Genomic DNA, 22760 nt, shown 5'->3' with positions numbered 1-22760 from the left:
TGTTCAGTAAAAAAGAAATAGAATAAAAAAATGTTGAACCAAGAAACAGAAAACCATTCAGTGAGCGACAAGAAATATCTTGTCCCGTTCATTCTCATCACGTCGCTCTTCTTCTTGTGGGGCTTCGCGCGTGCCATTCTCGATGTGCTCAACAAGCACTTCCAGAATGCCCTGCACATCAGTATCACCCAGTCTGCCCTGATCCAGGTAACTACCTATCTGGGTTATTTCCTCATGGCTATACCGGCGGGCATCTTCATCAATAAGTATGGCTATCGCCGGGGCGTGGTGTTCGGCCTCCTGCTCTTCGGTCTGGGAGCCATCTTCTTTATTCCGGGGGCATCGATAGGCAGCTTCTCAGCCTTCCTCTTCTGCCTCTTCGTCATCGGATGCGGACTGGTGTTCCTCGAAACAGCCGCCAATCCATACGTTACCGAACTGGGTGCCAGGGAGACCGCTACCAGCCGATTGAACCTCTCGCAGTCGTTCAATGGACTGGGCAGCATCTTTGCCACCTTCTGCATCGGTCAGTTCCTCTTCAATGATACGCAGCAGGGCGGCAATGTGGTCATACCTTATGCCATCCTGGGTGTTCTGGTGCTTGCCATCGCCGTGGTGTTCTCCCGTGTCGATCTCCCGGAAATCCAGCACCAGCAGACGACGGAAGACAAGGCGAAGGGCAGCAATATCGCCAAGCTCTTTGCCAACCACAGGATGTTCGTCTTCGGCCTCTTCGCCCTCCTGAGCTACGAGGTAGCCGAGATTTCCATCAATTCCTACTTCATCAATTTCGTCACCGGTATGCATTGGATGAGCGACCGCACCGCCTCTCTCGTCCTCACCCTTGCCCTGGCGTTCTTCATGGTAGGCAGATTCCTGGGCAGCTGGATCATGCGCCATATCCAGGCAACCACCATGCTCCTCATCTGTGCCGTGGGCAGCGTGGTCTGCATCGGACTGGTGCTTTGCGATCTGGGCATCGTGTCGCTGGTAGCCCTGGTGGGCAACTATCTTTTCGAGGCAATTATGTTCCCTACCATCTTCAGCATCGCCCTCACGGGATTGGGCAATCTCACCAAGTCGGCATCCTCGCTCCTGATGATGACTCCGATAGGTGGATGCGGCTTCCTGCTGATGGGAATGATAGCCGATACCACCCATGTCACCCTGCCTTTCGTGGTACCTTTTGTCGGTTTCCTCATCGTCTTGGCTTATGCCGTTCGGGAGTACAAATTGCAAAGTGTAATTAGCAAATAAAGGGTTTTAGGCGGCTAAAAAGGGGGAATTAACTTTTTTAACTCGCTTGTAACACGAAAAAGTAAGCATATTTTTTGCTGTCTCAAAAGAAAAAGTTAAATTTGCACTCGGTTATGGTGGGGGCGTTTAGAATCCACCAGATAAAAATGAATAGAATGTTTCATTAAACAATAAAATTAATAACAATTATGGCAGTAGATTACAAGAAAATCGGTCTTGTGAACACTAAGGAAATGTTCGCAAGAGCTATCAAGGGCGGTTGGGCCGTTCCTGCTTTCAACTTCAACAACTTGGAGCAGCTCCAGGCTATCATCCAGGCTTCTTCAAACTTGAAGTCACCAGTTATCCTCCAGGTATCTAAGGGTGCTCGTAAGTATGCTAACCCTACTTTGCTCCGTTACTTGGCAGAGGGTGCTGTAGAGTATGCTAAGGAGTTGGGTTGCAACCATCCTGAGATCGTTCTCCACCTCGATCACGGTGATAGCTTCGAGACATGTAAGAGCTGTGTAGATTTCGGCTTCTCTTCTGTAATGATCGACGGTTCTGCTCTTCCATACGAGGAGAACATTGCATTGACAAAGAAGGTTGTTGATTACGCTCATCAGTTCGGTGTAACTGTAGAGGGTGAGCTCGGTGTCCTCGCTGGTGTTGAGGATGACGTAGTAGCTGAGGAGTCTCACTATACAAAGCCTGAGGAGGTTGTTGATTTCGCTACACGTACAGGTGTTGATTCATTGGCTATCTCTATCGGTACTTCTCACGGTGCTTACAAGTTCAAGCCAGAGCAGTGCACACGTGACCCTAAGACTGGTCACCTCGTTCCTCCTCCATTGGCATTCGACGTATTGGCAGCAGTTGAGAAGCAGCTTCCTGGTTTCCCTATCGTTCTCCACGGTTCTTCTTCAGTTCCTCAGGAGTATGTTGATATCATCAACAAGTTCGGTGGTAAGTTGCCAGATGCAGTTGGTATCCCAGAGGAGCAGTTGACTAAGGCTTCTGAGAGCGCTGTTTGCAAGATCAATATCGACTCTGACTCTCGTCTTGCTTTCACAGCAGGTGTTCGTGAGACATTGGCTGAGCACCCAGAGTACTTCGACCCACGTCAGTACTGCGGTAAGGCTCGTGAGTATATGGTTGACCTCTATAGCCACAAGATCAAGGATGTTCTTCATTCTGACAACAAGTTGGCTAACCTCGACTAATCTTCGAGATTTATCAACCCAAAATAATAGCGGGAATCCTTCGGGGTTTCCGCTTTTTTAATGCCCTTTTCTTTCATCTTTTTTTCGCTTTTCTTTCATTTTGTTATGTAACAGGATTGTTGTGTACGTAAACGTTGCGTTTCTTTACATAATTTAACTTAAAATATTTGGAGCGTATTACTTTTTTCTCTAATTTTGCAGCCGAACAAATGTAAGAACTACATTTAGAGATTCTTGTATATCATTTGTATATTGTAAAAGATGATTTAGGCCGAAAGGTTATTTTTGGAAGTCTTCCTGAGTACTGCCTTAGGGCAGGTGCTTGTAAGAGGAGACCAGGTTTAAATGATTGAATAACAATTAGTAAATGATAAAATATGAAAAAGTTTTTTGGAATGGTCATCACTTGTATGATGGCATTGGGTTTAGTAAGCTGCAGTGCGGCTGACGATGATTTGACGGGCGATACAACAACACGTGTCAACACCGTTACAACAAAGTCAAACTTCTCACTGCTCAGTTATTCACAGACAACCGGTGCTGAGGTAAATGAAACCTCTAACATCAATGGTGAGAACAACGAGAAGCTGGTATGCAAGGTTCTTTCTGGTGGTCAGTTGCAGTTGACTCACAAGAATGTAATCTTTGATGAGGGCACAAATATCAAGTTTGACTCTCAGTTAGTTGGCAACAAGATTATCATCACCGAGACAGGCGATTACGGCAAGTCTGGTAAGTATGGTTATTTCACACTTGTTGCGAAGGTTGGAATAGTTAAAGATGGTGACTATGTGATCGTAGTGAAAAGAAACGACCACACTCGCGAGGAGTTCAATATGCATTACGACTCAACAAAGGCGAAATAAGATAGGGTATATGATTAATACAATACCTTACGATTATGATTCAATATAAATAGGTAGAATAGAAAATATAATATAGAAAGTGAATTTAAAGTGTGATTAAAGAATGTAAATTGAATAATTAAATAATGTAATTGAATAATAGTAAATGTAAATGTAAATGATAATAAGTTGAGCGTCGCTCAGACGACCAGTCTAGTTTTTTTTATTAATTGTTATTGATTACGCTGATGAGCAGTTCCGGCGTACAGTCCTTTAAAACCACGATGTTGCCTTTATCTAATAAGTAAATCGTAGGCATCGCCTTGATGCTGTAAGTAGCACTAATCTGATCATCTGCAATGATTCTGAGCATTCTGTATTCAGCAGGAATGGTCTGTTTTTTCAGCCACGCCGTTACCTTGTGGCAATTCTCGCATTCCGGATCATGGAAGTAGAGTATCACCTTTTCATTCTGATAGTCAGTCAACTGATGCATTTTTCCATCTTCCAGCTTGAAGGAGAGGTTGGTAGCCTTGGTGCCTGGCAGGTTTTTCCGTGCCGCCTTCCACTTGAAGTCGATGCGTTCCTTTTCCGCTTCATCGAAGTAAGGCGACTTCTTCATTTCCGCCAGGAAGAAGCTATATACCCTGTCGTTTCTCATCGGCGACTGTGGGTCGTCGAAATAATGCTCTATCAGGCTCTCGAATTTCTCCTTGGCAGGCTTCTGTGCGTAAGCCTTGGCAGTGAAGGCGCTGATGCCTTTCTGGGCGATCTCGTCGTTGAAACGGGCGAGGATATCGATGAAGTTGACGAATCCCTGTTCTGTAATCTCCTCGTTTTTCAGTTGGGTAGTATCAGCAAACTGATAGTTGTCCCAGTAGTGCTCGCTGAGGTAGGTAGCGCGCTGTTCTACGCTGCGCAGCGTATCAGGCAGCGCAGGGTAGGGGAATGCATTCTGCGCCTGAGTATTCAGGCAGCATAACATAAGCATGCATGCGATAAGATAAGAGATATGTCTTGCTTTCATCATTTTATCATTTTATTATTTGTTGAATCTGTTATTCTTCTCCGGTAATTATATCTCCTCGCAAGCCACCATTTCCGCTCCGCGGTAGATGACCACCAGCTTGTGGAGCTTTGTAGTCTTTACCGCCTCTCTGACCATATCACTTTCCGCATAGCGGGAGATTTGAGCTGAAGCCTCCTCGAAGAGCTTTTTCACTTGCTCATCGGTGGTTTGGCTCTTGCAATATTTCAGCTCAATGATGTATGAATCCACCATGTCCTTGTAGATGTCACAGAGTGGAGAGAGGAAGATGTCGGCATAGCCGCCGTCATTGTCCAGCTCAGAGATAGGGCGATAGAACTTGTTCTGGCTCGTCATCGCCAAGGTGAAGCCATGCACGAAAGCCTCTCCCTTCTGCTTGTCTCGCTGTGAGGAGTACTTCTTCAGGCAGTCGGCGATATACTCAAAGTATGGCTTGAATTGTCCATCGTATGCCAGTTTGCTCTCCAGTTTACCCTTGCTATATCTATCATATACCAAGTCATTCTCCTTGTAGGTGTCGAGCAGGTAGGTGTACATCTGGTCACGCACCACCTCATTCGGGATGATGAACTTGGTCTCACCCTTGTATGTTCCGTCTATCGTCACCATGCCGAAGTAGAACAGCAGGCTGAGGAAGTTGTCCGGATCGTTGATTCGCTCGGCAGGGAAGTTCTCGTTGAGCGCGCCTATCACGAATCCCTGGGTCACCAACTGCTGGATGATGCTGGCGTCATGGGCGAACTCCTTGTCGTGGCGGATGAGCATTCGCATCTTGTCATAGTCGATACGGATGTTGGTCTCCACCATGGAGTCGGGGATGTCGTACTCATTATCGATATAGTTGCTAATGAAATTGAGCACCATCACGGAGTTGTACATCGTGGTCTTGCCATAGCTCTTGACGGCAAAGCAATAGTTGTCGTACCATGGCTTCATCACCTTGATCAGCTCATCGGTGGTGTGATTGAACGGCAGGACGCTGCTGTAATAATCCAGCATCTCTCTGACTTCTTCTTCCGTGAAGCCCGTCATCTCATTGAATTTTGGGCTTAGGGAGTAGTTGGTTCCGATGTTGAATCCGCTGGTCAGGTCATCCATGGTCACAGGGCTTACTCCCGTGACGAACACTCTGCCCAGGGTATTGCCAGCCGCACCCTTGATGGTGTTGAAGAACTGGCGCAAGTATCCCTCTCCGTGGGTCTGGTTGCGATACCTCACGAGATGCTCCTCATGGGCGAGAATCATGTTGGTGAAGTTGTCGTACTCATCGATGAAGAGATAAATCTTCTTTCCTACCTCCTGGCATTTCTGGCAAAGAAACCTCAACTTGGATACCGCATCAGGCTCCTGTTGCAATCCTTCCTTGGTACCAGCAGGAAGAATATGTGCATAGATGTCACAAAAGAAATTGAATACAAGGCGACAATGGTTGTCCAGTCCATCCTTATAATCATCCAATCCTGCTGCCACCTCGGCGAAATTGAGGTGGATAATGAGATATGTACTATGCTCTGGTGTAGGATTCTGCCCGATGTAAAGCTTGCCAAAGATTTCCTCAAACTTGTCTTTCTTGTTGATGTCATAGTAATTCTCAAGCATGGAGAGGGTAAGTGTCTTGCCGAAACGGCGAGGGCGAATGAAGAAGAAATACTTGTTGGATTCTTCTATCTGCTCGATGAAAGGAGTCTTGTCCACATAGTAACAATCCTCTTTGATGACATCCTCAAAATTCTGCATGCCGTATGGTATGCGCTTGCGATAAATGCGCTTTGGTCTTACTATCATAACTCAGTTTGATTATTCGTTTTTGAATCTGATGGCAAAGATAATACTTTATCTCCTAATCTCCAAAACTTTTCCCGAAAAACTTTGACCGTACAGCTTCAAAAACACTCTTCACTCTTCACAGAAATGGCATAAATATCTGTAGCTAAGGAATTTGCACGGGTGAAGAGTTGCGCTCGACTCTTCACCACTCTTCACCCACCCTTCACCCGTAAGATCGGGCAATGTTTGAAATTCCGTAAGCGAAGCTCCATTTTTGGCAATTAAAAAGATGTAATTTGATACTTAATAAGAGAAAATATAGTATCATGCATCAGAAAAATGCAATTTATTTTTGTTTATCCACAGAAAAATCTTACTTTTGCACAGCAAATAAAGGAAAATTATAATAATAGAGGTGGAATGATTTACTCACCACCATAAAATTTAAAATCCGATAAGTTATGATAGTAGATATAAATTCATTGACATACGATAGCTTTATTTGCGGTGTAAAATGTGATACCAATATCAAAAATAGTACTCTAAATAGCCAATACCTTTCAATCTGCACAAGGGATAACCATAAAAAGAGACACCATAAAACAATATATTGACTATCTGAAAGACTCTTTCTTGATAGAAGAGGCCTTACGTTATGATGTGAAAGGCAGAAAATATATCGGTACTGAGACGAAATACTATTTTGCAGACATAGGCATTCGTGCAGCCATTCTCAACTATCGGCAACAAGAGGAAACGCACATTATGGAAAATATTATCTATAATGAGCTTCGTAGTCGTGGATATAATGTGGACGTAGGATTGGTTGAACTTGGTGGTAAGGATGAGAACGGCAAGTTTATCAGAAAGCAGTTGGAGGTTGATTTTGTGGTAAACCGTCCTCCATACAGAGTGTATATCCAGTCGGCTTTCCACATGCCGACGCCAGAGAAGGAACAACAAGAGCGACGCCCGTTATTGTCAATCAATGACCACTTCCGTAAGATTGTTATTGTTGGTGATGACATCCATCGCAAGGAGGACGAACTTGGAGTATTGACTGTTGGACTCTTAGATTTCTTGACAGACAAGAAAATACTTGAACAGGGTTAAACGCAATCGAGTAAATAAAAAGATGTAAATCGTTTCCGATAGGGGGGATTGCAAATCCCCAGGTTTGATAGGTCGAACCTTTTTATACGACGGATTGCAAATCCGTCGGAACAGCAAGCCACTTTCAAAAACACTCTTCACCCTTCACCGAAAGGATGTAAATATCTGTAGCTAAGGAATTTGCACGGGTGAAGAGTTGCGCGCCACTCTTCACCACTCTTCACCCGGAAAATCTGTGAATTGAAAATCGGCGGCCGAAGGGAAAGCCAAATCTGCGTGACCTTCTTCAAAAACCGAACAGGTCGATCTTCCGTTTAAAATCTGTGCGTAATCCGTGGAACAAGAATGCTCTGTTAACTCAGCGTAATCCGATGAATAAAATATCCAGGTGAAGAGTAGTGAAGAGAGGTGAAGAGTGGTGCGTCACTCTTCACCTCTCGCAACCCCAGTGTTTATCGGGGTTTCAGCCGATTTGGTGAAGAGTGAAGAGTAAAAAGCAGAGTGGTGCTTTTATAAAAAAAGCTCCCGACGTATCGTTTTGTGCCTGGCAATGGCAGATTATTGCCCTGGTAAGGGGCAATGTTGTGCCATAGTGAGGCAATAAGCGCTACAAGCCGCTTTACGCATCGTCAGTACTATCATAGCGACCACTCAGTGACGTCTTTGCAGTTTGTAAGTACTATCGCTGTTGCTTGTAAGTGCTATCATCGTGCCTTGTAAGTGCTATCTTTGTTGCATCGGTTTTACGTAAAAAGTCTTCGGAGTAACCTTTACTTGTTGCCAGAAGAATTAATATTATAAGCCGGGGAAGCCTATATCTTCAGCCGCCCAACACCTGTTGTGCGCTTGCATAACAGCTGATATGCGCTCGCCCAACACCTGTTGTGCAAGTGGATATCAGCTGGTGGGCGATATTTTTTAGATAACCTCCCTATCCTCCGTCAGACGTTTCGACGGATTTGCAATCTCCCTAACCTCCGTCAGGCGTTCCGACGGATTTGTAATCCGTCGTTAAAAAATGACCTAACCTATTTATGTTCTGCGGATTTGCAATCCGCAGCAGGGAGATTGTAATATGTTATGGATTAGGGGGATTACAAATCCCCTGGTTTGATAGGTCGAACCTTTTTTTACGACGGATTTCAAATCCGTCGGGACGCCTGGCGGTGTATGGGACGCCTAGCGAGGGGGTGGGATGCCTAGCGGTGTGTGTTGGATGCCTGGCGAGGGTGTGGGACGCCTGGCGGGGGGATGAACGACATATCCGGTGAGGCGGAATAGTTTTATTATCCAATAGAGGTAAATTAGATGGTTTTTCAAATTTTTGCATTTTTTTCTTGGAGTTTTCAGAGAAAAATCGTAAATTTGCCATCAGATATCAATTATCTCAATATTTTGCCATGGGTAAATATATTAACCCCTTCACCGATTGGGGATTCAAACGCCTCTTCGGACAAGAATTCAGCAAGGATTTGCTGATTAGTTTCTTGAACGACCTGTTGGTTGACGAAATGCATATCAGGGATGTCACCTTCAAGGATAAAGAGCAACTGGCAGATTCAAAAGATTTGCGTGGCTGCATCTTTGATATTTATTGTGAAACCGATGATGGAAATCATTTCATTGTCGAGATGCAGAACAGATGGGTGCCGTTTTTTGTCAATCGCTCCATCTATTATGCCAGCAAGGCTATTGTCGGGCAGCGAAAAAAGACAATCGAGCAGAAACCTGCTCTCTATCAGTTAATGCCCGTCTATGTCGTCTGCCTCATGAATTTCATGCCAAAGGACAATGCAGTGTCGAAATTCAGAACCGATGTAGCCTTGTATGAAAAAGGAAGTCAAGATGTCTTTTCCGACAATCTTCACTTCATCTACTTGTCTCTTCCTTTCTTTGACAAGAAGGCTGAAGAATGTGAAAGTGATTTTGACAAATGGATTTATGTATTAAAGCATATGGAAGCATTAGAGAGAATGCCGTTTACGGCACAGAAGAAGATTTTCAAGCGTCTTGCTGAACTGGCAGATTCCCGCTGTCTGAGTCAGGAAGAGCAAGAGAAATATGATGAAAGCTTAAAGGCTGCCGATGATTACTATGGTGTCTTAATGAGCTATTACATGAATGGTATTGATGAAGGTGTTGCCAAAGGTGAAGCCAAGGGTTTTGCCAAAGGTGAAGCTAAGGGCTTTGCCAAAGGTGAAGCTAAAGGTTTTGCCAAAGGTGAAGCAAGAGGTAGTTATCACAAAAGTCTTGATATAGCGAAGAAAATGCTATTAAAGGGTATGGATGATGACTCTATCATGGAACTGACGGGCTTAACCCATGAGCAATTGCATCAATTGAAATCATAAAATTATCAGATACAAGTTCTCCCCATAAGCCAGGCGATAGATGCCTGAACTTATAGGGAGTTTTTTTGTTTGAAAGTTATTACAACCAATACGCCCTGAAAGGGCAGAAGCTCCTAGCCCAGGGCATCGCCCTGGGTAGATATGTTTGCAAACCTGTCGCCCTGTAAGGGCAAAAGCTTCAAAGAACCAGATGATTACAAAGCTTCTGCCCTTTCAGGGCGTGTATGCCTTGAATGAGGTGTTCTTTCAGGGCACAAAAAAGTCGTGGAATCTTAGAAGGTGAGTCACCTCGGCAACTAAAATTCCAACGACCAGTCTAGTCTAGTCTTCGCAATTTTTGTATAATAGTAAATGATAATAATGTCTTATAATAACTAAAACAAGGGGGGAGGAAGTATTCCCAACTTCCTTCCCTCCTCTCTTACTGATATATGATTCTTAACTTTTGTATTTTGCTAACTATTTTTGTGCCTTTATACAGCGGACAGAGCCGGTAGCATTCCACTTGCTAACATCCATTGAAAAATTCCCATTATATGTCCAAGACTTTCTGAAGCTTGTATTGGAGAAAATAGTTCTACAGTAGGTGTTTGTAATCTTGTCTTTATCAACAAGAAACATTACTGATAATTCTCTTTGGTTTGGAACTCTCCATTTTTTGTCACCTTCCTCATAGTTGTTGTAACATTTAAATGTACCATCTACTACATGCTCCTGAGTTGGCGTAACTCCTGTCCAATACCAGTTGCCCCGCCAGTCTTTAGATCTTTCACCATAATATTTCTCTTTTGAAATCTTGAACTTTTTGGCAGGTTTATTGAGTGCAGAACGTTCTGTGTGCGCATTCAATTCACCTTGTTCTCCTGATGTGTTCAATGCTTTTTCATCAACATTGTTCAGTGTTACCACAGAACTTTCGTACGTGTAGTACTTGTCTGGAGTTTTGTTATATCCCACATCGTTTGATTTCAAATTGCGAAGGCAGCGTACCAATTTTGGAGGATAGGCAGAATTGTTATGATTGGTTGCCAAACCTTCTTCAGAGAAGTAAGTGTTCTCATTGTATGTTGAACTATAATACAACATACGACATCCAGGATCATTGCTAGTGCTGAGTGTAGATGTGGCTTTATTGAAGAGTTTAGACTCACCGCTCATAATCTCCTCACCAATCCAGATACCAATATACTGAGAAATAGTAGGGGCATACCAGCGAATTTCATCATCACTGATTTTGCCATCTCCATTCAGGTCTCGGTTTCTAGACATACACGCTTTGATCAGAGAACTGTTGTCTTTAAGAGTTTTCCAGGTGTCTGTACTCTTATTTATGTCCGCAACCATATTGCTACGTCCATTCCATGTATCGGTACCTGAAGAATTATACTTGCTTCCACCACCATTGACAGAAAAATCTTTACCTTCCTCATCATTAATAGTCTCACAACCATAGGCAGTGATGCTTCCAGCTTTGCTTCTGTCATAGAAGGTCTGAATGTTATACTGGGTCAAACCATATTGAGTCTGAGCGTAAACGCTTCTGCCATCATTACTGGTTTTAACCTCATTAGCAACATAGAAGGCACGCTTATCAACATCATTCACATATTGATTCCATGTGAGATTCTTGTAATAGTTCTCACTGATAAAGCATGTTGCATCGATATACTTTCCTTTACTGTCACTTTTTGTCCAGATACTTGATTCTGCATTATCATAGAGATATTTCAAGAATTCCTCTACAGTGTAGAGATCACTAGAATATTCCGTGCCAGGATAACTGCATGCAGTACCTCTGCTCGTTTTATCTATGCTGTATTTACTGCTAGATTCGTCTCTGCTGCATTTGATTGCAAACTGAATCCAGCTTGTATCTACACCGTTATCTTTACCAACAGTTGTTGCGCCCACGTTGATTACGTCGGTATGATTACCCAGGGCATAAACCTGATAGAAATAGCCTTTACCAGCTCTTTTCAACTCTTGGATATCTTCCTGATAGAAGCGCATGACCATATACTCGTAGTGACTATCGAGTGTCATATTCTTACCAGTAGCACCATATTCCAAAACTACGCCTTCGGCACCTGGCTGATCTGCTCCTGATTCTTTCTTGGCTTCTACGATGATTTTATCTACACCTGCTACTGTGATGTTGTAGGTGTATTTGCAGTTACGCTCTACATCATAGTTGTTTTTATCTTTAGTACAGTCGCCCAGATGAACATAGTAGGTAACGTCGGCACTCTTAGTAGAACTACTTGTTGTTTCTTCATACTTACCTTTTAATACTACGTATGTACCATTAGCAGGTGCATTGGTGAATTCTTTCGGAATACTCTGACTGTCATCCTCACGTGCTGCTTGGGTGGTTACGTTGTGAACTGCATCCTGAAGATTTTCAGGCAGATAGACTTCGAAAAACTGAGCATCATTTTCCACATCGTTTGGTCGAACTGTGTTGCCGATGTTGTTGTTTACGTTTGTCGTCTTATTCCTGTTGTTTCCATCAATCTTTCCTACCAGCGATCCATCTACAGCAATATTCATAATGTCGTAAGTATCCAGCTTAAATGAACGGGTAACTCCTGTTGTCTTAGCAGCCTTGATGGTAAACTTCACCTTGGATACGATGCGGCTCAATCGAATGGCATTGTCGTCATTGGCAATTTTTCCTGCGCTTGTGATGTTCACTGGATTTCCATCTTGTACCGCACCACTCATTAAGAATGCACTTGTAATATCAATGGAAGTGTTGTTGCGCTTGAAAGTCAAAGCTTTCAACTGGTCGAGAGTGAAATTATATTCACCAGCACGGGCTTTGTCTTCTTTCAAGTTAATAGGCAACTTGTTTGCTTCAACAGTACCGTTGCTGGTCTCAACTGGGTATATACCCGTAGAAATGTTGGCTACTGCATAGATGTATGATTCGCCACTTCTTGTCTTGATGCCAGTTATTTCTGCTTTAGTGGTGCTGCTGGTATTTTGATTCAGATTTACTTCACCTTCAATACCTTTGTAGCCCTTCAAATTACCATTGCCATCAAATATATAGATGTAGAGGTTGTCGAGATGACGCTCCTCTGCATCTGTTGCTCGGGAGTTGACCACGATGTCTCTTGGGGAAACATCAGAATAGGCCAACGAAATGGTAACATCCTCGTTGCTCTCGCTGCCGCCCGGGAAGATGTCTTCCGAGCAACTGCTGAGTAAGAGTGCTACTCCCATGAGCAGGTATGCTAATTTCATTACTTTCTTCATATTATGATTCCTCCAATTGTTTAATTAAATTTGATATCTGTAGCAGCCTTCTCATTCCAGTTTGCTACGTAGTACTGTAACTTGAAATTATCCAGAAATGCTTCTCCAGAGAAGTAGCCATATACAACCAATTCATGATTGCGATAGGCATCTGGAATCTTGAATTCAACCGATCTTTCTGCAAGCGAAGCATTTGACTTGAAGTAAATTTTACCAGTTATGGTCTTGTCTGTCTCACGAAGATAGCTTCTGCAACCTTCCTTTACACCAGTGCTGAGACGAGTCATATACTTCTGAGCTTTTTCTCCGTCTTTTCGAATATATATCTTAGGATCGGCAACAGGGTTGATCTTATTTGTTGCAATAGCTCCGAATCTCAAATTCTTGGTGAGGTATTTGAGACCATTGAAACTTCCTTTCAATCCTTTAGTATCCTTTTCGGCATTTGTTGCAGCTTCTGGGAATACTGGGCTTGCTGCTGTCAGGGTCACTCCGTTTACTTCAATCCTGGTGACGGTTACACTTTCTGTATCCTTGCCAGTCTTACGGGCAAAAAAGAAGTGGAGCTTTGAAACGGCTCTAACCAATGGAACACTTACAGGTTTGGTAGCTGCTATGGCTGCATTATCTGCAATGTTGTTTTTTACATTGATGTTTGTAATGACACGTGAGATTGGTAAACCTGTAGCAGGAACTGCTTTAGCCTGAGCGCTGCCATCTGGGTTGATGCCGAAGTTTGAGTTAAAAGTTGCAGCATTCAATTCCTTGCGCGTCATTCTGTTGCAATTGTTATTGTTCAGAACTCCAATGCTTTCTGCATTGAGCAGGATGAAAAGGTCGATATTTTCCAAATCACCTGCTGCTTTGCGCAACAATTTCATACTTACCTGATGTGAACCGGTTTCGTTGAGGCCGGTTTCAGCCTTGAATCCTATTGGTGCTGCATTTTCATCTGTGTCGCTCTTGAAAGCCCAAACTCTGATACTGTATATTTTCTCCTCTTCTGTTGGACTTGGGGAAGTTTCGTCTTGCCCGAGCGTTCCGCTGGTACCTGCTGTGTTGGCAGGAGCGTTGGCTCTGGCCTGAGCTGTAGGAGTTGATACATTCAGGTTGATGTAGGTATCACTCTTTCCAGCAGCTGTATCTGTGTAACCGTCCGACATACATGATGTTAGTATCAGGGTAAGCAGCAAGGTGGGTGCCAATGCTGCTATTCCCTTCATTATGCTAGTCAGTTGATTCGCACAGATTTTTCTTTTTGCGAAATCGAACATAACTTGTATCTCCTATCTTTTACTTATACTTTTACTTTGTTACTGTTTTATGATCATTTTACTTGGATCCTAAATCTACGTCCTGCAGATTGAGAACCCAGCCGTTCACCTTGATTCTAGCATCCATGTGGTAGTCGGAACCTGGACTTGGAACGTAGAATACGAGGGTGTAGTGATCCTGGCGGTCGAGGTATTCCTGATCCTCCCAGCCCTTGTCGGTGCGCTCGCCGCAGAGAGCGAGGAACCATGGCAGTGAGTGGTTGAAGATGACCTTGCCTGTGCGCTTGTCGGTGATTACGATTCGCTTGTCGTCGTACTCCTTGCTTTCGGTGTTGCGGGTGCTTACATCGTCCTTGCGCTCGAACATTCTGGAAGAAGACAGGTCGTAAACCAGAGCCTTGTCGATTTCTTCACCTTCTACCTGGGTATTTCCGCTGGTGTTCACCACCAGTTTCTCGTTGTAAGGCACGTAGGTAATCGGCTTGTTCTGTTCTACGCCGTTTTCATCCTTTACCTTGTCGCCCTTGTAGTCGAGGAGGGCAGCCGAACCCTTGATTCTTACGTCGAAGTTTTCTGCCACGAATCCCTGCTGGTCGTTATCGTAAGGAAGCATCACGATGCGATAGGTCTTGGTACATTTCATCAAGCTCAGTTTGCCGGATGTGTCCTTCTTGCCCTTGAAGTCGAGAGATGTCTGGGCAGTGTAGAGAGCGGTGAACTTCTTGTTGTTGACAGAAGCCTCTCCGTCTTTCTTTCCCATTTCCTCCTGCAGGTCGTTGATGGTAGAAACACCTGGTGTGAGTTGGGTGAAGCTGAACTCCATCTCGTCGTCACCGTCGGCTCTGCTACCTGTAGGTTTCTTGTCACGAGCGAGGCAGACGAAGGTGTATTTGCCTTCCTGTAAGTCTGTGATGTCCATGCTGTGACCCGTTTCGAATTTGTCGGCTGACTGCGTATAGGTATCGAAGTATTTACCGTTTTTATCGAAAACATAGACGTTGAGGTTTTTCACTTCCTGGGAGAAGGCATCAGCGTTCTCAACATTATATGTATAATCGAACTTGAGCGACACCTTAGGTGCAGGACAATTCGTCAGATCGTCTTTCATGCATGATGAAAGCGAAGAGAGTGCGATGGCTGAGATACAAACCACTTTGCAACCGTTTTTGATGATGAAATGTTTCATATCGTTTGTATTTTATTAATTCTTTTACTTATACTTATATCTAGTGTGCCGTAGGGCGTAAGAAGTGGGGTAGCCTCCGGCATCTTTTTTTTCTTGTTGAGTGGTGCTGATTCAGCACGATAGGGGTTCCCGCCATCTGTTGGCGGCAAAAATCATCTTTTGTTTTTGTAATCTCCCGGAGGCGGGATAGCCCCCGGGAGATTGAGAGTATTGTTGTTTCAAGAATTATCTTGAGAGCGGGGGATGGGGTACATCCCGTATTCATCTTTTCCTATCAATTGAAGTTCTGATTACTTCAACTCGATATCCTTTGTATTGAGAACCCAAGGGTTGATCTTAACTGTTACATTCATGTAGTAGTTAGGGTTCTTGTTAGGATCGTCTGGATCTGGTCCATTAGGAACGTCCTTACCAATCTCGTTAATCTTTGTAACATTCAAGCGATAGATGCTGTTACGCAATACAGAATATGTATGAGTTGTCGCACTTTCTACAAATGGCTTGTAAACATTGTCAGAGATAGCCCAGCGGTAGTACATCATACCTTCGCGGTAAACCTCAATCTTGTAGGTCTCACGGAATTTTGCCAATTCCTCTTCTGTGGTAAGCTCGCCTGTAGTTGCGTCTTTAATCTTAGCTAAAACCTGATCAACTGTTAAAAGGTTAAATGGGTTGACAATAGCACCTGTTGCTGCATCATCGAAAATAGCCTTAATGCTGGTGTAAAGTCTTCCGTCATAACGATAGAATGTACCATTATCGAAGTCTGCTTTAGCCTTTTCTGCATCTGTCAAGTTTGCCTTAATCTTGAAGTAAACTGCTGTAGCCTCGTTTACGTCATTTGTGGTATTCTCGAAAGCATACGTATTGTTTGTGCCGAACTTGGTAAGGTTTTCTGCTTTGTACAATGTACCAAAGTCACTCTTTGGCTGAAAATACTTTGGAGCAGTCTCTCCCCATTTCACGTTCAAAGTCTTGAACTCAGTATCCCAGTTCTGCTTGACATAAGAGTTGTTATTCAAGTTGGAAGCAGCATAACCCATTAAATCGAAGCTTGCTACAACTTTAGCAACATTCGTAGTTGTACCGGCTGCAGCATCATCTACGACTTTTGCAGTCTCGGCGAACAATGGGTTATCGATACGAGCAACTACACGATCCAGCTTAATCTCGTCAGCAGGGGCTGGAGTATCTGCAGACTTAGCTGCGTCTGTGAATGTAACGGTGCTGTGAGCAGCCGCTCTTGTTCCATCATTCTGGTTGAACATAACAAACTTCTTAGCTGTAGCATAATTTGCACCACCTGTAGTAGAGGCTGTAAAGATTGCCTCTGCTGCTAATGGGTCATTTATAGATGTATTGTTTGCCAAGAAGTAAACATTGTACGGCTTATTAGTTTTAATAGCTCCTGTTACAGCAACCTTGATAGGATTTGTAACACCTGCTGCTGTCTGAGTAGGAGGAGTTTTGAACATATCTTTGGTGATGACCTTCTTGAATACGCAGGTATTTCCATCATAGATATACATCATACCTTCTGTTATTGTACTCTCGTCCACGGTACCATTCTCTTCGGTATTAGGGGTTGCAACACCAGTTCTGGTTCCATGGCTTGTAGCACCAGAAATCTTCAATGTCATATAGACACCGTCAGCCTGTGACTGAGTTCCACCACCTGTCAAATCATCATTGCTGCTGCAGCTTGAGAAAGATAACGCTGCTGCTGATACCAAGCTCATAACGAGCAAATTCATTTTCTTCATAATCTTTTACTTATTAAGTGTTATACAAAATTTTTAGTTTGAGTTGCGAAATGGACGGGTCTCTCAGACCTCATCACTGTCTTCGCCCGGGGGTAATCAAATACTATTCTTTCTTTTCTTGTTCTTAAATTAAATTTTTTAGTTTATATTATTGTTTATGTTTATTCTTTTACTTATATATAAATTACATCAAGCGTTTATGAAGCTTTTGCCCTTTACCTTTCCCTTCGGCCGGTGACCGTTGGTTCAGGGCGCTTTGCTTTCGGCTTGTTTACCCAGGGTGTTGCCCTGGGCTAGGAGCTTTTGCCCTTTCAGGGCGCTTAGCTTACTCCACAATCTTGTTCAGCTTGTTGAGATTCTCCTGAGCACCCTTCAAGCCGCCGGCTACTGCCTTCTGGAAGTACTGCTTGGCAGCTTCGTAATCCTCATTGAGAACGGCGAGGCAACCACGGGCATTATCTACTTCGGCACCGGTGCCAGCCTTCTTCAGGTACTTCTCTGCGCTTACCTTGTCACCTCTGTCGATGGCTGCAAGGGCTGCATTCAGATTGGCGAGCTTATCTTCTGGGAACATCTTCACGGCTGTGTCGAATACATTGTTGTACTCTTCGCTTCCCTTCGGATAACTGTTTGCCACCATGTACATCTCCTGGAGAGAGAGCTTCTGCGGACGGGTGTTGATCACTCTGCGAGCCTCTTCGAGGTTGAATGCCTTCACGTCGTACTCGATGGTGTAATCTGTGCGGCGCAAGCCTGGCCAAACCTTGTCAACGAGGAATCGGAATGCCTCACCAGCCTTGGCTGCGAGCGTCTGTTCCTTCTGGTCAGGAGTCATATCGCTGTTGATGATCTTGAGAGCAGCTTCCTTCTGAGGGATGTTGTGACTCTTGATGTACTCCAGTGTTCCTTCCCAATCCTCAGCTGTAGATTCTACCTTGAAGAGCTTCTTGTCGATAGGGTAGGTCTTCAACAGATAGTTGTAGAGAGCCTGGGTACGGTTGCGGGAAAGCTTGTTGTTGTTGGCATAGCTGCCGTCTGGAGAAGCATATCCGTGGAGGGTAATGGAAGTGATGGTTACATCAGGGTCGTTCTTCACGAGGTCGAGCGTCTGCTTGATGGTAGCCAACTCATTGGTATTGTTACCGAGATCCTTCACAATATCCCACTTGTTGATGCGGAAGTTGAGTCTAGCCGAACCGTTTTCCTGTCTGATCTTCACTGCCTCCGCCTTTGGCTGCTGATAAGCCTGATAGAGCTGCTGAGGAGTAACGAGCGCCTCGCCATTGTTGGTGAGCAGGTTTTCTGCCAGCAGTTTCTGGTTACATCCGCATGCATCATTGCTGATGGCGAAGTTGGAGTTTTTCATCCAGTCCTGGTAAGGAGTAGAGTAAGCGTATCGGAGCGTCTGTGGCTCCTTGTTTTCACGCTTGGCAACGATGAGCGGGTTCTGGGTAGCGGTCTTCTTGGTACGCTGGTAGTAGATGTATCTCTTGTTACCCATCACCTCCACAGCCGGGAGTTTGAGCGTATCCTCACCCTTATATAGAATAGGTGTAAAGATGAGACCCTTGTTGCTTGCCAGTTTCACGTCATCGAGATTGAGGTCCATATAGACGTTCACCTTATTGCCTTTCTTCTTGATTTCCTTGTTGAGGACTTTCATATCCTTGGCAGCCTGTTCCTGAGCGATAGCGTTAGTGCTAAACAGAATGCTGAGGGCGACGGCTCCAAGTGTCTTGTTTAAAATCTTATATGTATTCATAATCTTCAGTTTTTACTTATTAATATAATAATGTATCATGAATTAGAAGACATACACCAGATTGAGTGCCGCCTTGGTAGGTCCTACGTAGTGATGCGCCTTGTCTTTCTCGAGTTTCTCACCACACTGTGGGCATTCATATTTATCCGATTTCGAATAAACGTATCCCACTCCGAGTTCAGCCTCGAAGTTCCAATGCTTGGAGAGAGCCCAGGTATAACCGTATGCAACACCTGCACCTACGAACCAACCTTCGTATCTGTAATCTTTCAATTTGGAGAAGTCGGTACCGAGGAACTTGAAGTCAAGATCTACGTTACCTATGTTATGAGAACCTCCGAGGGCGTGGAAGCCGATGAAGGAGCCCATCATCTTATTGCAGAACCAGTATCTAGCTTCTGGTTGAACAAGCCAGTGCTGCCACTTCTTGTTCTTGGAAAATGTCCACGGGTTGTAGTTGCCGGATACATCCAAGGTCCATTTTGGGGAAAGGCCAAATTCGAAGCCGAGGTTCATGGTGCTTGTAGCATCATAAAGGAGGTTCGTCTTCAAGGCCACCTTCTGAGCGACGGCTGGGCAGATGAAGCTACCTACAGCCAGTAGCGCAATTAAAATCCTTCTGTTCATACTTAAAATCTTTTAATGATTTAAGAATGACAAATGGTCTCTCTAGAGAAACGCATCATCATCTTTTACTTATACTTATACTTTTTCTTTTTCTTAATTTCCTTTTCCTTCCATTCAATAGGCTTGAAACTAGACTTTATTTATTAAAGAATAGTAAGTCTATCATTTACTCTTCTTCTACTCATCATCATCTTTATCATCTACTCCTCTGTTCTTAGATGCCTGTTGGCAACTTTGGGGTTTGATTGGAAGCTCGGGCTTGAAACCGCGAACTTTGTTTTTACGATTGCAAAGATAGCGTCTTTTTCGATTGCTGCCAAGAAAAATGCGCCTAAAAATGCTGATACCGAATAAAAACCGCATAAATGAAACACTGAAAAACCCTGAAAAATGCTTTTTCTCATCTGTTTTTTGCTTTTTTAGCCACTTTTTATCTGTTTTCTTAGAGTTTTTCGATTTTTAGTTGTAATTTTGCAGCTGAGAAGAATAAGTTAGTAAATCAACAATGAATTCAGGACTCAGAGGTTCTGAAAGGAATGCAAAGAGCCCCAAGTGGGCAAGACTTTGATGATGTATAAGTATCAACGATTGTTTAAACTATAAGTAAATTGAAAGCAAGAAATGAAAGCTAAGAACAAACTTTGGGATTGGTGTTTGCGCTTGGAACATCATTTATGCCCTGACTATTGTGGAGTGGTGGATCGCCGAAGGGTGATTGCCTTTGTCCTTTTGACTCTGATAGAGATACTCATTATTCCCTATCACTTCCTTTTGTTTTACATGATGAAAGCATGGGGGGGGCATGTTCTATAATATAGTCCATACCCTTGCACTGGCGGTGCTGACGTATGTGGTGTTGAAGCGCAAGGTGGTATTCAAGACCGGCATCTCCCTGCTCTATATCCTCGTATTCGTCAAGCTGGCAATAGACAGTATGCTTTGTCTGCACTATCAGGGTGACCGGGACAACCTGAGCGTGATGAGCAATATCTTCATCATGTTTATACTCGCCATTACCGCCCAGAGCCAGCAGCTCCACCGAACCACGCTCGGCTTTACCGTCGCTCTGCTGCCAGTGGTAGCGGTAGCCATCTCGCATACGCAGATCTCCGTGCTGCTCTTCAGCATCAAGGCTGTTCTGGTAGGTTTCCTGATGATTCTTTATGTATGGCTCTATAATTCGGAACCAGTCATGGTCAAGGAACTCAGACAACCCAAGCAGATGAGGGAAGAAGAGAGGAAGGCTCTGCACATGCTTGCCGACCTGAAGGATGAAGAGAAGGATATGGCGGTAAACCTGCTGAGCCGACTGAGTCCGGAGCAGCAGCAGAATATCCTGGACCGTGCCGCAGAACAGTTGAAGACCAGCGAGCTGAGCAAGAAGGCATGGGATCTGGTATGTGCCGACCTCACCAACAGTGAGAGGGTGATCTGCCAGATGGTGCTGGAAGGTAAGATGCTGAAGGAAATCTGCATCGAACTGAACAAGAGTGAATCGAACATCACCAGCCAGCGCAGCCATATCCGCAAGAAGCTGAATATGGACCGCAAGGACGATTTGCGACGCGAGCTGGAAAAACGCTTCTATGAAGCCAGAAATTCATTGGAAGCCTAGTATAAATAATAGCATATAAGAATGCAGAAAGGGTGTGCTCACACGAGCACACCCTTTCTGCATTCTTATACTTTTCCAATCTTACTCTTCCAATCTGAGGAATGCCTTCGGCAGGTAATCGATGAGATCGCTGGCGATAAGGCTTTCCTTGCCCAGGTCCTTGATGGCGAGGTCGCCGGCAAGACCATGAAGGTACATACCGATGCGGGCAGCATCTGCCTGCTTGTAGCCGCGAGCCAGAAGAGCGGTGATGATGCCTGTAAGCACATCGCCACTGCCCGCCGTAGCCATACCGCTGTTGCCCGTAGAGCAGAACTCCACCTTACCATCCGGATGACAGAGGGCAGAGAAATGTCCCTTCAGCAGGATGTAGCCGTGCAGACGGTCGGCAAGCTCGCATGCCTTGAAGAGGCGCTCGGTGCAGTTGCTGCTGGTGATGCCAGCCAGGCGGTCAAGCTCCCTAGGATGTGGAGTGAAGATGAGGTTCTTAGGCAACTGCTGCATCCAGGCACGGTGACTGGCAAGGATGTTGAGTGCATCGGCATCCACCACTACCGGACAGGTGCATCTTCTGAGCTGGGCAATCAGGGCGATGGCTGTCGCCTCGCTGGTTCCCAGTCCCGGACCGATGCCCATGGCGTGGTAATCTTCCGTATCTACCGGTTCGCTGAAGATGGTTTCCTCTGTATCCATCTGCAGTACCGCCTCGGGCACGGAAATCTGCATGATTTCGTAGTTTCTCTTAGGCGTATGGGTAATCACCTTTCCCACACCCGTTCTGAGGCAGGCTCTGGTGGCAAGGACCGAAGCGCCCGACATGCCGTAGCTGCCTGCGATGAGGAGTGCCGTGCCCATGCTGCCCTTGTGGGCGAAGTCGCCGCGAGGCTTCAGGAGCTGGCGGATGTCCTTCTCCTCAAGGATGCTGCAACGGCTCTCGGTGCGCTGGATGAACTCTGGAGAGAGTCGGATATCAAGTACCTTGATTCTGCCCAGGTACTGCTGGTTGTCTGCCATCATCATCGACAGCTTCTTCTGCTGCAGGGTGAGGGTGAGGTCGGCACGGATGATGTTGGCGCTGATGTTGTAGGAATTGTCCTCGCTCATCAGACCGGAAGGCAGGTCGATGCTCACAATCTTTGCCGCACTCTGGTTGATGTATTTCACCATGGCAGCGAATCCGCCCGCCAGCGGCTTGTTGAGTCCGCTGCCGAAGAGACCATCCACCACGAGCATTCCCGCTTCGAGCTGAGGAGGGTCGAAGTTGACGGTGACCTCTGTAAACTGCTTGACGCGCTTACCCTCGATGAGTCGTTTCTTGTTGGTGGCACAGTCGGCAGAAAGCTTGTTGTGCACATTGAACAGGAATACACTCACCCCATATCCGTCTTCGCTGAGGAGGCGTGCCACGGCAAGTGCATCACCACCATTGTTTCCCGGACCGGCGAAGACCACGACCGGCGTTCTGTTAGACCATTCCTGCTCGATGGCACGGGTGAGCGCCTTTGCCGCCCTTTCCATCAGGTTGAGCGATGTGATCGGCTCATGCTCAATGGTGTATTTATCCAGCTCATGTATCTGAGCACTAGTGAATATTTTCATATATTAATGTATGTTATGTCCGATTATCTGATTAATTTAATGCAAAAGTACTAAAAAAAGTCGATGAATGGATGAAGTTTCACGATTTTT

The 22760-nt window shown here is 44.9% G+C and carries 15 protein-coding genes and 1 pseudogene; 6 read left to right on the top strand and 10 right to left on the bottom strand.

Going from position 1 to position 22760, the window contains the following annotated elements; genetic code table 11:
• The first annotated feature begins 30 nt into the window (after window positions 1-30).
• The 3 genes from CFT61_RS07845 (at window position 31) to CFT61_RS07835 (ending at window position 3325) form a co-directional block, all read left to right on the top strand.
• A complete protein-coding gene (locus CFT61_RS07845) occupies window positions 31-1257 on the top strand; it encodes a sugar MFS transporter (protein ID WP_089543905.1) in 1227 nt (408 codons plus the stop codon).
• A 188-nt stretch (window positions 1258-1445) separates the two neighbouring features.
• Window positions 1446-2459, top strand: coding sequence for a class II fructose-bisphosphate aldolase (locus CFT61_RS07840; protein ID WP_089543904.1), 1014 nt, complete (start codon window positions 1446-1448; stop codon window positions 2457-2459).
• Window positions 2460-2836: 377 nt separating this feature from the next.
• Window positions 2837-3325: a hypothetical protein gene (locus tag CFT61_RS07835; protein ID WP_142990595.1), complete on the top strand. Its 489-nt coding sequence runs from the start codon at window positions 2837-2839 to the stop codon at window positions 3323-3325.
• A 205-nt stretch (window positions 3326-3530) separates the two neighbouring features.
• Here CFT61_RS07835 and CFT61_RS07830 read toward each other — a convergent pair whose 3' ends face one another.
• The gene (locus CFT61_RS07830; RefSeq protein WP_089543902.1) at window positions 3531-4334 is read right to left on the bottom strand and encodes a DUF5106 domain-containing protein; all 804 of its coding nucleotides are present in this window, start codon (window positions 4332-4334) and stop codon (window positions 3531-3533) included.
• A 45-nt stretch (window positions 4335-4379) separates the two neighbouring features.
• Window positions 4380-6137, bottom strand: a complete 1758-nt coding sequence (locus tag CFT61_RS07825; RefSeq protein ID WP_254918910.1) for an ATP-binding protein — start codon at window positions 6135-6137, stop codon at window positions 4380-4382.
• A gap of 528 nt (window positions 6138-6665) precedes the next feature.
• On the opposite strand from CFT61_RS07825, the pseudogene CFT61_RS07820 reads away from it, so the two are divergent.
• Window positions 6666-7232: pseudogene (locus tag CFT61_RS07820) on the top strand (DUF4143 domain-containing protein); the annotation flags it as partial.
• A 1400-nt stretch (window positions 7233-8632) separates the two neighbouring features.
• A complete protein-coding gene (locus tag CFT61_RS07815; RefSeq protein ID WP_089543968.1) occupies window positions 8633-9583 on the top strand; it encodes an Rpn family recombination-promoting nuclease/putative transposase in 951 nt (316 codons plus the stop codon).
• 459 nt (window positions 9584-10042) lie between these two features.
• On the opposite strand, the gene CFT61_RS07810 is transcribed toward CFT61_RS07815, so the two are convergent.
• The 7 genes from CFT61_RS07810 to CFT61_RS16580 all read right to left on the bottom strand — a co-directional run bounded on the left by CFT61_RS07810 (window position 10043) and on the right by CFT61_RS16580 (window position 19860).
• Window positions 10043-12832 carry a fimbrial protein gene (locus CFT61_RS07810; protein ID WP_176425544.1) on the bottom strand — a complete coding sequence of 930 codons (2790 nt, stop codon included), beginning with the start codon at window positions 12830-12832 and terminating at the stop codon, window positions 10043-10045.
• 32 nt (window positions 12833-12864) lie between these two features.
• A complete protein-coding gene (locus CFT61_RS07805) occupies window positions 12865-14067 on the bottom strand; it encodes a hypothetical protein (RefSeq protein ID WP_142990594.1) in 1203 nt (400 codons plus the stop codon).
• Between the two features lie 109 nt (window positions 14068-14176).
• On the bottom strand, window positions 14177-15304 hold the full coding sequence (locus CFT61_RS07800; protein WP_089543899.1) for a FimB/Mfa2 family fimbrial subunit: 1128 nt from the start codon (window positions 15302-15304) through the stop codon (window positions 14177-14179).
• Between the two features lie 290 nt (window positions 15305-15594).
• Window positions 15595-17067, bottom strand: coding sequence for an Mfa1 family fimbria major subunit (locus CFT61_RS07795; RefSeq protein WP_089543898.1), 1473 nt, complete (start codon window positions 17065-17067; stop codon window positions 15595-15597).
• A 325-nt stretch (window positions 17068-17392) separates the two neighbouring features.
• Entirely contained in the window at window positions 17393-18829 is a 1437-nt protein-coding gene (locus CFT61_RS07790) for a DUF3868 domain-containing protein (protein ID WP_089543897.1), read from the bottom strand.
• A 42-nt stretch (window positions 18830-18871) separates the two neighbouring features.
• On the bottom strand, window positions 18872-19456 hold the full coding sequence (locus CFT61_RS07785; RefSeq protein ID WP_089543896.1) for a DUF3575 domain-containing protein: 585 nt from the start codon (window positions 19454-19456) through the stop codon (window positions 18872-18874).
• Window positions 19457-19656: 200 nt separating this feature from the next.
• A complete protein-coding gene (locus tag CFT61_RS16580; RefSeq protein ID WP_142990593.1) occupies window positions 19657-19860 on the bottom strand; it encodes a hypothetical protein in 204 nt (67 codons plus the stop codon).
• A 398-nt stretch (window positions 19861-20258) separates the two neighbouring features.
• Here CFT61_RS16580 and CFT61_RS07780 point away from each other — a divergent pair, with 398 nt between their 5' ends.
• Window positions 20259-21071, top strand: coding sequence for a LuxR C-terminal-related transcriptional regulator (locus CFT61_RS07780; protein WP_089543895.1), 813 nt, complete (start codon window positions 20259-20261; stop codon window positions 21069-21071).
• 81 nt (window positions 21072-21152) lie between these two features.
• Here the strand turns inward: CFT61_RS07780 and CFT61_RS07775 are convergent, their stop codons facing one another.
• Window positions 21153-22670, bottom strand: a complete 1518-nt coding sequence (locus CFT61_RS07775) for an NAD(P)H-hydrate dehydratase (protein ID WP_089543894.1) — start codon at window positions 22668-22670, stop codon at window positions 21153-21155.
• Between the last annotated feature and the right edge of the window lie 90 nt (window positions 22671-22760).

It is taken from the genome of Segatella copri (genome assembly GCF_002224675.1).
Classification (GTDB): Bacteria; Bacteroidota; Bacteroidia; order Bacteroidales; family Bacteroidaceae; genus Prevotella; species Prevotella copri_U.
Note: the sequence above shows the minus strand (reverse complement) of the source record. Positions and strands in the feature narration are given on the sequence as shown.